This is a genomic window from Bradyrhizobium sp. WSM4874, assembly GCF_055811835.1.
The window spans coordinates 40,165-52,707 of record NZ_JBVVPR010000004.1; the positions used below are offsets into that span (position 1 = coordinate 40,165).

General features: G+C 62.0%; 13 protein-coding genes and 1 pseudogene. 5 read left to right on the forward strand and 9 right to left on the reverse strand.

The window, feature by feature from the left end; all coding sequences use genetic code 11:
* Positions 1-142: 142 nt before the first annotated feature.
* Positions 143-916 (reverse strand): MBL fold metallo-hydrolase, encoded by a 774-nt coding sequence (locus AC0L3P_RS05450; protein ID WP_473301362.1) that lies wholly within the window; start codon positions 914-916, stop codon positions 143-145.
* Between the two features lie 73 nt (positions 917-989).
* Here AC0L3P_RS05450 and AC0L3P_RS05455 point away from each other — a divergent pair, with 73 nt between their 5' ends.
* Positions 990-1,874, forward strand: coding sequence for a LysR family transcriptional regulator (locus AC0L3P_RS05455; RefSeq protein WP_473301212.1), 885 nt, complete (start codon positions 990-992; stop codon positions 1,872-1,874).
* A gap of 13 nt (positions 1,875-1,887) precedes the next feature.
* Here AC0L3P_RS05455 and AC0L3P_RS05460 read toward each other — a convergent pair whose 3' ends face one another.
* Positions 1,888-2,628, reverse strand: a complete 741-nt coding sequence (locus AC0L3P_RS05460; RefSeq protein WP_473301213.1) for an SDR family oxidoreductase — start codon at positions 2,626-2,628, stop codon at positions 1,888-1,890.
* A 96-nt stretch (positions 2,629-2,724) separates the two neighbouring features.
* Between AC0L3P_RS05460 and AC0L3P_RS05465 the strand changes: the two are divergent.
* The 4 genes and pseudogenes from AC0L3P_RS05465 to AC0L3P_RS05480 form a co-directional block, all read left to right on the forward strand.
* A pseudogene (locus AC0L3P_RS05465) lies at positions 2,725-2,904 on the forward strand (IS5/IS1182 family transposase); the annotation flags it as partial.
* Positions 2,905-3,224: 320 nt separating this feature from the next.
* Entirely contained in the window at positions 3,225-4,235 is a 1,011-nt protein-coding gene (locus AC0L3P_RS05470) for a formylglycine-generating enzyme family protein (RefSeq protein WP_473301214.1), read from the forward strand.
* Between the two features lie 236 nt (positions 4,236-4,471).
* On the forward strand, positions 4,472-5,215 hold the full coding sequence (locus tag AC0L3P_RS05475) for an SDR family oxidoreductase (protein ID WP_473301215.1): 744 nt from the start codon (positions 4,472-4,474) through the stop codon (positions 5,213-5,215).
* A gap of 10 nt (positions 5,216-5,225) precedes the next feature.
* On the forward strand, positions 5,226-5,642 hold the full coding sequence (locus AC0L3P_RS05480; protein ID WP_473301216.1) for a cupin domain-containing protein: 417 nt from the start codon (positions 5,226-5,228) through the stop codon (positions 5,640-5,642).
* A 42-nt stretch (positions 5,643-5,684) separates the two neighbouring features.
* Here AC0L3P_RS05480 and AC0L3P_RS05485 read toward each other — a convergent pair whose 3' ends face one another.
* The 7 genes from AC0L3P_RS05485 to AC0L3P_RS05515 form a co-directional block, all read right to left on the reverse strand.
* The gene (locus AC0L3P_RS05485; RefSeq protein ID WP_473301217.1) at positions 5,685-6,680 is read right to left on the reverse strand and encodes a L,D-transpeptidase family protein; all 996 of its coding nucleotides are present in this window, start codon (positions 6,678-6,680) and stop codon (positions 5,685-5,687) included.
* Positions 6,681-6,692: 12 nt separating this feature from the next.
* Positions 6,693-7,754 carry a glycosyltransferase family 4 protein gene (locus AC0L3P_RS05490; protein WP_473301218.1) on the reverse strand — a complete coding sequence of 354 codons (1,062 nt, stop codon included), beginning with the start codon at positions 7,752-7,754 and terminating at the stop codon, positions 6,693-6,695.
* A 135-nt stretch (positions 7,755-7,889) separates the two neighbouring features.
* Positions 7,890-8,099 carry a hypothetical protein gene (locus tag AC0L3P_RS05495; protein WP_275171975.1) on the reverse strand — a complete coding sequence of 70 codons (210 nt, stop codon included), beginning with the start codon at positions 8,097-8,099 and terminating at the stop codon, positions 7,890-7,892.
* 136 nt (positions 8,100-8,235) lie between these two features.
* Positions 8,236-9,240, reverse strand: coding sequence for a 4-hydroxythreonine-4-phosphate dehydrogenase PdxA (locus tag AC0L3P_RS05500; protein WP_473301219.1), 1,005 nt, complete (start codon positions 9,238-9,240; stop codon positions 8,236-8,238).
* Positions 9,237-10,787: a tripartite tricarboxylate transporter permease gene (locus tag AC0L3P_RS05505; RefSeq protein ID WP_473301220.1), complete on the reverse strand. Its 1,551-nt coding sequence runs from the start codon at positions 10,785-10,787 to the stop codon at positions 9,237-9,239. Before AC0L3P_RS05505 ends, AC0L3P_RS05500 begins: the two co-directional genes overlap by 4 nt.
* Before the next feature lie 11 nt (positions 10,788-10,798).
* On the reverse strand, positions 10,799-11,281 hold the full coding sequence (locus tag AC0L3P_RS05510) for a tripartite tricarboxylate transporter TctB family protein (RefSeq protein ID WP_354203630.1): 483 nt from the start codon (positions 11,279-11,281) through the stop codon (positions 10,799-10,801).
* Positions 11,282-11,534: 253 nt separating this feature from the next.
* Positions 11,535-12,527: a Bug family tripartite tricarboxylate transporter substrate binding protein gene (locus AC0L3P_RS05515; RefSeq protein ID WP_473301221.1), complete on the reverse strand. Its 993-nt coding sequence runs from the start codon at positions 12,525-12,527 to the stop codon at positions 11,535-11,537.
* Positions 12,528-12,543: the final 16 nt, after the last annotated feature.

Here is a 12,543-nt window from a genome sequence, read left to right on the forward strand (position 1 = left end):
CCAGGGTGCGTACCCATAAAATCTGCTGCTAAGAGTAGGTGCGCAATGTCCGCTTGTCCTCCAATAGCGGCGCGAAAAGCGGACGTTGTCGGACTTCCAAGAAGGGCTGATCGCCGACACGTGCCATCGCGCCAACCATCCGCTACCAAGAGATCGTCAACGCTTCGCCCTTCTCAAACCTTGTCAGACGTTTTGACAAGTTAAACGAGGCAAAGACTTCGGCAAGTTGATCTTGGCTCTCTCTCAGATGCCCCCATCCCTCATTATGCACAGCGACTAAAGCTGCATCCGGGAAGGCGTGCGCAGCCTCCAGCGCGTCCTCGCTACCCATCGTCATGTGAAACCGCCCGCGGGGTTCGGCCGCGCCTGTGTGTAGGATGACAATCCTGGGCGAAAACTTCCGCGCCACCTCAGACGTGCCGTCGAACCAAAGCGTATCGCCTGTGATATAGATCAGGTCGCCGGCCTGCTCTGTTCCAAGCGCAAAGCCGACCACGTCACCAGCCTCGACGCCAACAGGGCCATGGCGAGCCGGCGTGGCAGTCACGATTAACCGCTGACCATCCTTTCCTTCGAGAAAACGAGCCTCAAATGGGTCAATGCCGACGGCATTTCCACCTAAACGTTGAGCTCCCGACATGGTCGTGTAGACCGCGCCGACCTTCGGTAACATAGCCCGGCCCAAATTATCGAGATTGTCAAAATGGTGGTCGTGGCTCAACAGGACTGCATCCAGCCTTCCGACATTCTCCACCGAGATACTCGGCCCTTCGGTCTTGACGTGTTTCACGGGGCTGTGCGGCCCCTGATATTGCCCAGGTGGATCAAAGGTAGGATCAGTCAGTAGGCGAAAGCCATTGTGCTCAATGAGCACTGTTGGACCACCGATCAAGGTGAGGGTGATTGAACCGGACATAGAGCTCTCTTCAATGTTGTCCAACCTTAGATAATCCACTGGCCATCGGATAAAAATCCACTATCTTCTCCCAATGGCTGTTAAAAATCGCACAGCGCTTGATTGGGAGAATGTTCGGGTCTTTCTCGCGCTCGCTCGCCACGGGAGTTTGTCGGCTGCCGCGCGTGCCCTCTCCGTAAATCACGCGACGGTCGCCCGCCGCGTGAAGTCGTTAGAGCAATCTCTTGGTGAGCGGCTGGTCGAGCGGCGTCTCGACGGTTATTTGCTGACACCTGCGGGCACCCGTCTTCTCGGTCCAGCCACTGAAATGGAAACAGCGGCGGCAAACCTCAGCCGTGGCGGAGGCGAGGACAAGCCTATTGGGCTTGTTCGAGTAAACGCGCCGCCAAGTCTCTCGCAACACTTTCTCGTTTCTCGGCTCGCCAAACTGTGCAGGCAACATCCAGGGCTCGATGTCGACTTGGCGACCGACTTTCGGTCGGTGAGTTTAGAACGACATGAAGCGGATATTGCCCTCCGTTTCGGACGCCCGCAGGATGGTGACGTTGTTGCCAAGCGGCTGCTGCCAATCGGGTTCGGCTTTTACGCTAATGCCGAATGGCGACGCCGGGTTCAAGCCGGAGCCGAGCCGGTCTTTGTCGGGTTCGATGAAGTGAACGCGCATTTGCCGGAAGCACGCTGGCTGTCTAAGCACTTTCCACGCTGTCGATTATCTTTTCGGACCGACAGTCAGTCCGCCCAGGCGGTCGCCGCTCGTGCGGGCGCAGGCATTGCACTTTTACCGCATTTCGTTGGCAAATCGAAAGACGGCCTCTTCACATGCAATCTTGAGCGTGAACCGCTGATCCGCGAGCTGTGGCTGATCATGAGGCGTCAAAGTCGAGAAAGCCTGCCTATCAAAACCGTCGCGGACCATATTGCTTTTACTTTCGACGACGAGTCCAAATTGTTTCAGTAAGATCGATCCACGGTCAAATTGCTTGAGCCATCGGGCGAACCACAATCTCATTTATATCGACATTGGCGGGTTGCTCCATTGCAAACGCGATTGCACGAGCTACCGCTTCGGGCGGAATCGCATTTTTGTAGATCTCAAGCATGCGCGCACTGTCGGAGCCTGTGGTCTTATGTTGGATGCCGGTGTCGACGGCACCTGGCGTGATTAAAGTCGACCGTATTGGCGTGGTTGCAAGTTCGGCTCGAAGACCCTCGGATAGCGCCCGGAGCGCAAATTTAGAAGCCGAATGCACCGCGCCGCCTGGCGAAAACACTTTGAGGCCGTGGATGGAACTGACACTGACGATATGCCCGCGCTGCTGGCGCATGAAAACCGGCAGAACAGCCGCGATTGCCCACAGCGCCCCCTTAATATTTAAGTCGACAGTGGTCTCCCATTCCACGGTGTTGATCTCGATCAGCGGGCGGACAAACATGATCCCGGCGCAGTTGATCAGCGTATCCAGCGAACCAAAATCCTGAGCGACCTTCGCGACTGTTGCCTTTACCTGCTCTTTCTGTGTCACGTCGACGGGATAGGCGCGGCTTTCGCCACCCGTGTTGCGTATCACCCTTGCAACATCCTCGGCCTTCGCTTCGCTGATGTCGGCGACCGCGATCTTCGCCCCTTTTGATGCGAGATCCTTTGCCGTTGCTGATCCGATGCCGCCAGCGCCACCAAGAATAAGAACAACTTTGTCTTTAACGTCGCTCATCCGCCATCCCTCTACGTTGTGCGAAACGTAGCTCACCAAAGTGCCGTGTTGAATGAGCATTTTTGATCAGCGACGGCGAAAAAATGAGTCGGCTTGATCTGCTTTAACCCGTACTTCTATCGCGCTCGCAACCTCGTCGAACTGTTCTTCAACAGGATCAAGCAGTGCCGTCGGGTGGCGACGCGCTACGACATGCTTGCAGGAAACTACCTTGCCGTCGTCCAACTCGCATCTATCCGGCTATGGCTGGCCGCGCGTTGTGAGTCCGCGCCCTAGGTCTCACCAAATGCCCGCAGACTGGCACAAACTGCACATCACAGCCGTCCAATCTTCGGGTACCGTTTGCAGCCTTAGCGATATTCAGCGGACGCGCTCTGCGGATGGCGGAGCGGACGCGGCATGATTTGCCGCGTGCTCGAAAACGTGCGTGCGAAGGAAAGAGATCTTGACGCAATGCAGCGTCTTCCTCTCCCCCGAGCACCAAAAAAGAGGGGACTAGACAATGCGTCCAGTGGGCCGGGCAAAGAGCTATCGTCGAAGTCTGCCAGAGTTGGCGCAGTAGCATCGAGTGGAATGCGAGTATCGGACCTTCCACCATGTTGCGAGCGGATCTGGATCACTGCGAGTGGTTGCCGGATGATTTGAAGACCGGCGAGATGGTCTTCATTCCCGGCGGAACCTTTCGCATGGGATCCGACCATCATTATCCCGAGGAAACGCCGAGCCATCGCGTCGCTGTCGACGGCTTCTGGATTGACCGCACGCCCGTGACCAACCGGCAGTTCAAGCAGTTCGTCAACGCAACCGGCCATGTCACCGAGGCGCAGATCGTTCCCGATCCGAAGGACTATCCAGGCGCGCTGGCAGAGCTGCTCTACGCCGGATCGCTGGTGTTCTCACCGCTGCCGCGCATCACCGATCTGACCGACTGGAGCCAGTGGTGGACTTTCCTGCGCGGCGCCAACTGGCGCCATCCTTATGGCCCCGGCAGCAACATCAAGAACCTCGACGACCATCCCGTCGTCCACGTCTCCTTTAGCGATGCGGCAGCGTATGCCCGCTGGGCCGGCAAGGACTTGCCGACGGAGGCGGAATGGGAGTTCGCGGCGCGTGGCGGCCTCGAGGCGGAGGAATACGCCTGGGGCGATGCGCTGATGCCGGGCGGCAAGCACATGGCCAATGTCTGGCAGGGCAACTTCCCCGTCCAGAATCTCGGCGAGGATGGGTACGAGCGTACCTCGCCGGTCATGGCCTTCCCGCCGAACGGCTACGGCCTCTACGATATGATCGGCAATGTCTGGGAATGGACCTCCGACTGGTGGTCGTCAAAGCACGCCGACGCTGCAAAACCCTGCTGCATTCCCAAGAATCCCCGCGGCGGCGGTGAGCACACGAGTTACGACCCTCGCCTCCCCGACATCCAGATTCCGCGCAAGGTCCTCAAGGGCGGCTCGCACCTCTGCGCGCCGAACTATTGCCGCCGATATCGTCCGGCCGCGCGGCACGCCGAGCCGGTCGATACCTCGACCAGTCATGTCGGATTCCGGTGTGTGGCGCGGATGCCGTCAGTAACCGAACGCCAACAAGAAGAACGTGCTGCAATCTAACGCCGCCGCCGGCGGACGCCGGCGACAGCACTGCGCGCCGCGCCTCGGACTATTTCGATACCCAACTTTATCTATCGGCGATCGGATAGACGTCTTCGGCATTTTTCGACAAGGCAGGCCGGTTACAGGCAAGAGCCCGCCCCATTTCCCCGGTAAGAGTCGCCTCATCGCTTTCGCGACGCGCGCGCCGTCGATCCTGAAACGCTCGCGCTCGCAACGTGCCGAGGAGACATGCCATGAAGATCGTCGTGATCGGCGGGACGGGATTGATCGGATCCAAGCTCGTAGCGAAACTCAAGCAGCAAGGCCACGACGGCGTCGCGGCTTCGCCGAAATCAGGCGTGAACGCCGTGACCGGGGAAGGCCTCGCCGCTGTGCTGGCGGGTGCGGATGTCGTCGTCGACGTTGCCAACGCGCCGTCCTGGGAGCCTGCCGCCGTGCTCGAATTCTTCGAACGTTCGAGCAAAAACCTCGCTGCGACTGAGGCGGCTTCAGCCGTGAAGCATCATGTGGTCCTCTCGATCGTCGGAACCGAGCGCTCGCCCGATAACTCCTATTTTCGCGCCAAGCTGGCACAGGAGACCATCGTCAAGGCATCTCCGGTCCCCTACTCGATCGTCCGCGCCACCCAGTTCTTCGAATTCCTCAGCGCCATCGGCGATATGGGTGCGGCCGACGACCGGATCGTCGTTCCCACGGCATTGTTTCAACCGATCGCGGCCGAGGACGTGGCTGATCGCCTCGCAGAGGTCGCGATGGGCCAGCCGCTCAACGGCACGATCGATATCGCAGGGCCTGAGAAGGCGCCCTTCAATGAGTTCATCGCACGGCGCCTGGAGGCGTCCGGCGACGCCCGACCAGTGGTGGGAGATCCAAAGGCGCCGTACTACGGCGCTCCCATCGACGACACATCGCTGAACCCTCTCGGCGAGGCGCGACTTGGCAAAACGCCGCTAGCAACATGGCTCGCGAGACTTTGAGGAGGCTTCCATGCGCCGATTGCTGATCGCGTCCGCTGTTTATGCCGCATCATTCCTGACGGCCCATGCCGCCGAGACGCCGACACCTACGGCCAAGGTGACGGTCGTATTCGACCAGGCGCTGCCCAATGTCCCGGGCAAGAGCATGAAAGGCGTGCTGGTCGAGTATGGTCCCGGAGGCTCCTCTCCGGCCCACATCCACGCGCCCTCGGCTTTCATCTACGCCACCGTCCTGGAAGGAGCGATCCGCAGCCAAGTGAATGACGGCCCCGCCAAGGTCTTTCATGAGGGAGAGAATTTTTCCGAACGACCTGGCGACCGTCATGCCGTCAGCGCCAATGCCAGCGACACCGAGCCCGCGAAGCTGCTTGCCGTGTTCGTGGTGGATACAGCCGACAAGGAACTGACGACGCCTCTCGCGAAGTAGCGCCAGGTCAGCAGACGGCGATGCTGGAACGGGACGCTGGCGTCAACCCGCGCTCGCCACGAACGCGACCGGCGTACCTTTCGAGACACTGGCTGCCACCCGTTCAGCGTCCCAGTTGGTGAGACGCACGCAGCCGTGGGATTCCGCTTTGGAGATCTTCTTCGGCGAAGGCGTGCCGTGAATGCCGTAGCCCTCGGCGGACAGGTTGATCCACATCGTGCCGACCGGATTGTTCGGACCGGGCTGGATGGTGAAGGGCTTGCGCGAACGGACGTCCCTGAAGTGGTAATCGGGGTTGTAGCGATAGTGCGGATTGCGGCTGATTTCCGTGACCTTCAGGGTGCCCGAGGGCGATGGCTTCTCTTCGCTTCCTACCGTCGCAGGATAAAAGCCGATCAGCGCATTCGACTTATCGAACAGCTTCAACGTCTGTCGGCTCTTGTCGATCTCGACCCTGTCGGCTTTGGCAGGCGTAGCGCCTCCACTCGCGGTATCCACGATGACGATGGTGTCGCCGGCACGATCGAAGCGGCGCCCGGGGTTGAGCGCTGCCAAGAGCTCCTCGCTCATGTGAAATTTCTCGGCCAATCCTTCGCGCGGACTCGTGAATCCAAGCTTCGGAATTCCTTTCATCTCCTCCATGCTCGACGGAAGCCTGCTCAGGAAAGGGCCCGCCACGTCCTGCTGGGCAATCGTGTAGATCGCCGTTGCCGGCCGGTCGTCCGCCAGCAACGCCTTCCAGATGTCTTCCGAGAGAGCCTCCGAACTCGGCAATTGCTGCGCTTCCGCATAGGCGCGCAGCGCCTTCCTGGCGTTCTCTCCGAACTTGCCGTCGATCTCGCCGGGCGAGAAACGCGCCCTGTCCAGGAGGACCTGCAGCCGGACGCCGGCCGGCGTCGGCTTCTCGTTCGAGAGAAGCTTGTTGGTTGGCTGGGCGGAATTGATGGCGGCAGCGTCCATCGCCGCGGCGAACGCTGGCGGCGCCGTCAGAGCGAAGACCAGAAAGATGCAAATCTGCCCCGCTTTTCCGAGCGACATCGCCGGGTCCTTTCACGTTTCCGACGGTTCAGTGATGAATTCCCGAGCCACGGCGGCAGACAATTTGCGGTACTGATCTTCGTACTGCCTCGCCCTTCGGCTCGCGGAAAAGCGCTCCTCGAACCGGGAGCGCACCTTCCTTCGATCCAGCTTGCCCAATTCGCCGACTGCCCTGACGGCCTGCTCCTCGTTCTCGACGATGAAGCCTGTCAATCCGTGCTCGACGACTTCAGGGACGGAGCCGGAGCGATAGGCGATTACCGGGGTTCCGCACGCCATGGCTTCGATCATGACCAGCCCAAACGGCTCCGGCCAGTCGATCGGGAACAACAGCGCAGCGGCTTCGGCAAGGAAGGGTTGTTTCTTCGCGTCATCGACTTCACCAACAAGCTGGATGTTCTTGCCGTCGATTTTGGGCTCGATGTGCTTCCTGAAGTAGGCTGTCTCGGCGCGCGGGACCTTCGCGGCGATGCGGAGGGGCATCTGGACCGCGCGTGCGATGCGAATGGCGTCCTCCGGACCCTTGTCTGCGGTGAGACGTCCGAGAAATGCCAAATAGGACCCCTGTTCGTAGGACGGGCGAAACAGGTCGGACGGCAGCCCGTGCTGGATTGTTCCGATCCATTTCGCATCCGGAAGCGGCAGGCGCTGATGATCGGAAATCGACACGAAGCATGCTTCAGGAAATTGCCTGGCTACGTCCGGTAGCCCAGGCAAGTCGAGGCGCCCGTGCATGGTCGTAAGGAACGGCACGCCGAGACGACTGAGCAACGGCAACGACAGCCAGTCGACATGCGCGTGGATCACGTCGAACTCCTTCGCACGCCTTGCAATCGCCTCCATCAGCATCGCGCTCGCGGCCGTCGGGTCCGCCCCCTTCCGCCCGAGACGCAGCGCGCGTGGCCAAACCGGATGAAGCGCACCATTCGTCCTGGAATCGCCGCTCGCAAACAGCGTGACCTCGTGGCCGAGCTCGACCAGCCCATCCACCAGCCAGGCCACTACCCGCTCGGTGCCGCCGTAAAGCTTCGGAGGGACGCTTTCGGCGAGGGGAGCAAGCTGAGCGATGCGCATGAGAGGCTACCCGTTAAACCGCCGCACGCACGATCAGAATGATCGCGGCGGACAGAAGGTTCGAAATCGCGAGCAGCGTCCAATTCGGCCTGGCACTTGCGGCCGCGACCCGGCAGACGAGCCCTTCCATGAGCCTCAACATTCGTCGTCAGGAAGCCGATCGAGGTAGGCAATCCCGAATTGCGTGAGTTCTTCGGCATCGCTCCCGCGCGCTTTCCATCTCCCTTGCAGATGACGCTCAAGCAAACAGCGACGACTATCCGCGGCATCGACGTGGCGATGCCGGGCGCGGTAAACGGACCAAGCAATATCCACCGCCGTTCGTAGCGGGTCGTCGTCGACCATGTTCCAACTCCGAGATGGAGACGTTCATGCGACGGCAACTCGTTACGAGGACGGAAGTTTCCACTTTTTCCCGGAAAGTCCGAAACTGCGCGGCCACCGCAGACACAAGCAGGCGCCCACCTCCCCGTCGGAGAAATCAGGCGACGCGACGCACGGCCATCTCCGCGGCGAGCAACACCGCGGCGCGGCTGGCACCGACTGATGCAATGCCTTGGCCGGCGATGTCGTAGGCAGTGCCGTGGGCGGGCGTGCAGATCGGGAACGGAAAGCCGCCGAGCAACGTTACGCCGCGATCAAAACCCATCAGCTTCATCGCGATCTGGCCCTGGTCGTGATACATGGTCAGCACCGCATCGAAGGTCCCACCCTTGGCGCGCAGGAACACGGTGTCGGCGGGAAACGGTCCCTCCACGGCGATGCCATCGCGCTGGCCGGCTGCGACTACCGGCGCAATAACATCGATCTCCTCGCGGCCGAAATTTCCGCCGTCGCCGGCATGCGGGTTGAGACCGGCGACCGCGATGCGCGGCCGGGCGAAGCCGGCATTGCGCATGCAGGCATCAGTCAGCTTGAGCGCGCGATGAATACGTTCGCCGGACAACAGCGCGGCGACGTCCTTGAGCGGGATGTGGGACGTCACGCGGGCGTTCCAGAGCCGGTCCAGCACATTGAATTCGCTTGCGGGAGTTTTGAGTCCGACCACTTCCGCCGAGAACGCGATCTCGTCGTCATACTCGGCGCGAGCCAGCCGCATCGCCTGCTTGTTGAACGGCGTAAAGCAGACGGCATCGACCCGGCTGTCACGGCCGAGTTCGAGCGCGTGCTTGTAGTTGGCAAGCGCGAACCTGCCGCCGGCTAGGCTCGCAATGCCCTGCCTGATGTCGCCGGGATCGAGGTGGCCGAGATCGACGAACAGCGTCTCGCCCACCGCCTCGCGCAGATCGGCCCCCTGCTCCACCATTGTCAGCTCCGGCTTGACGCCGGCAATGCGCGCGCCTTCGTCGAAGATGCGGCGGTCGCCGATCACGACGATCCGGCTGCGGGCGCGGATGTCGTCCTGCACGACCAGCTTTGCGGTCAGCTCCGGACTGACGCCGGCAGGATCTCCCATTGCCAATGCAATGAGGGGCTTTGCGGTCATATGGTCACCTTCTCTCGAGCGGTCTCTTCGGCCGTTGTCTCGGTCGCGGCAGATGCGGGTTTGCGCCAGAGACGCGGCAGCTGCAGCACGAGCGGAAGCAGCAACAGCGCGATGCCGGCCAGGATCAGGCACGTCACCAGCTTGTTGGCGAAGAAGATTCCGAGCGATCCCTTGGACATTAGCATCGACTGCCGGAACGCGTCCTCGGCCTTGTCGCCGATGACGATCGCGAGCACGAGCGGCGCCAGCGGATAGAACAGCTTCTTGAAGAGATAGCCGACGATGCCGAAGCCGAGCATCATGACGACGTCGAGATAGGAGTTCGACACCGAATAGGCGCCGACGACGCAGATGATCACGATCAGGGGTGCGATGATCACGAAGGGAATCCGCATCAGTGCCGCGAACACCGGGACGGTCAACAGCACCAGCACGACGGCGACGATGTTGCCGACATACATCGAGGCGATCAGGCCCCAGACAAAGTCCTTCTGGTCGACGAACAGCATCGGTCCGGGATTGAGACCCCAGATCATCAGCCCGCCCATCATGACGGCCGCGGTGGCCGAACCGGGAATGCCGAGCGAGAGCATGGGCAGAAGCGCGCTGGTGCCTGCGGCATGATCGGCCGTCTCCGGCGAGATGATGCCTTCGACCTCTCCGGTGCCGAAGTATCGGCCACGGCGCGAGAAGCGTCGGGCGATGCCGTAGCTCATAAAGGACGCCGCTGTCGGGCCGCCCGGCGTGATGCCCATCCAGCATCCGATGGCAGCGCTGCGCAGCAGCGCAACACTGTGCCGCGGCAGGCGGCCGATCGCGCGAAACACCTCGCGCCACTCGATCTTCGACGAGACCGCGCGGGCATGAAACTCCTCTTCGACGGCCACGAGCAGCTCGCCGATGCCGAACAGGCCCATCACCGCGACGACGAAGTTGACGCCCTTGACCAGCTCGTCGACACCCATCGTGAGGCGCACGCTGCCGGAGACGGTGTCGATGCCGATAGCCGCGATCGCAAAGCCGATCGCCAGCGCGACGATGGTCTTGATCGGCGCCGACCCGCCCATGCCGACGAAGCTGGCGAAGGCCAGGAAATAGACCGCAAAATATTCCGCCGGCCCGAAGGCGAGTGCGACCTGCGCCACCCATGATGCGAGGAAGGTGATCAGGATGACGCCGATCAGCGCGCCGAACGCCGCCGAGCCGAAGGCGGTGGCGAGCGCCGTCGTCGGCCGTCCGTCGCGGGCCATCGGATAGCCGTCGAAGGTGGTGGCGACAGACGACGGCTCGCCCGGAATGTTGAACAGGATCGAGGTCACGGACCCCCCGAACAACGCGCCCCAATACATGCTGGAGAGCAGGATGATGGCAGAGACCGGCTGCATGCCGAAGGTCAGCGGCAGCAGCAGCGACACCCCGTTCGGAGCACCCAGCCCAGGCAGCACGCCGACGAGAATGCCGAGCAGCACGCCGATCACCATCAGCGCCAGATGCGGCAGCGTGATCGCGATGCTGAAGCCGTGAAGGAGTTCCCCAAGATTGTCCATCGGCCTCTCCGTCAGAAGCCGAATGCCGCGGCGAGCGCGCCGTGCGGCAAGCTCACCTGGAACATGCGCTCGAACACGACATAGAGCGCGAGCGCTGTCGCCGCCGCCATGCCAAGCGCGCGCGGCACGGATTGTCGTCTGGGGATCGCCAGCACCGCGAAGATGTACAAGGCTGAGGCGACGTACATCCCGGCCAGCGGGATCGCAGCCACGAAAATCGCGGCCGGCACGAACAGGCCGGCAAGCCGGCGCAGCTCGATCGGCGTGATGGCAATTGGGACGCTGGCGAGCGTCGCGGCCGGCACGACACCTCGAACCAGGTTGTAGAGGCTCCCGAGTACGATGATGATCCCGGTCAGGAACGGAAACGTCCCGGCCTCCACACCCGCGCTCGACCAGCCGATACCGTTATCGAGGCTGGAGACGACGACGGTCACACCGAAGCTGCCGGTGAGGACGGCGGTCGCAAATTCGAGAGCGCGGCGCGATATCATCGAAGGCTCCGCTCAGTCGGCGGGCGACGGCTGGTCGTGCATAACGCGCGTACTTTTCCCAGCGTTCGCTGTCGTCCCGGCGAAGGCCGGGACCCATAACCCCAGGGAGGAGTTTGACGACGACTTGACGTTACAGCCACGTCGGTACAACGACCAACCCTCCTCGAGAGATCACGCGGTCTGGGTCCCGGCCCCCCCGTGCGCAATTGCGCACTAGGCAGGGACGACGGAGGAGTTTGAGGCGTACGCCGCCTCACTTGACCAACCAGCCCTGCTCGCCCGCGACCTGCTTGACGTGCTCGAGGTCCTCCTTGATGAACTTGTCGAACTCGGCGCCGGTCAGGAAGGTGTCGACCTGGGAGGTCTTCTCGATGTAGTCCTTCCAGTCCGGGGTCGCCTGCACCTTCTTCATCAGGTCGACATAGAACGCGGCCTGGTCCGGCGTGACCTTGCCGGGGAGCCACACTGTCCGCGGCTGCTCATACTGCTTGATGTCGAGGCCCTGCTCGACGCAGGTCGGAACGTCGCCCCAGCCTTCGGTCGCGGTGACTTTGGCGCCCTGCGGCAGCCGCTTCGGGCTGAAAACGCAAAGCGGCCGTTGCGTTCCACCGCGCCATTGCCCGAGACTCTCGCTGGGATTGTTGACGTGGGAGTCGAGGTGTCCGCCGGCCAGCTGCACGGCGGTCTCAGCGCCGCTCTTGAAAGGGATGTAGGTCAGCTTGATGTGGCCGGCCTTCTCGATCATGCGGGTCAGCACCTCGTCGGTGTCCTTTGACTGCGCGCCGCCCATCTTGAATTCGCCTGATGCTGCCGCCTTCAGGTAGTCGCCCGCCGTCTTGTAGGGCGCGTCCTGCTTGACCCAGAGCAGGAACTCGTCCTGCGCCATCGCCGCGATCGCAGTGAGATCGGTGTAGTTGAAGGCAACCTTGGAGACGAGCGGCTGCTGCCAGGCATTCGACGTGCCGAAGATCACCTTGTAGGGATCGCCGGCGGATGCCTTGCCGTAGACATAGCCTTCCGCGCCGCTGCCGCCGCCCTTGTTGACGACGACGATCGGTTGCTCCACAAGCTTGTGCTTGGTGATGATGTTCTGCACGGCGCGCGCGAGATTGTCGGTGCCGCCGCCGGGCCCGGCGGTCGCCACGAACTCGATCGGCTTTTGCGGCTGCCAGGCGCTGAGCGCCGGCATCGTACCGGCGAGCACGGTTGCGGCGGCGGAGAGCAGAAGTGTTGACGTCCGACTCATGATTTCCTCCAGCTGA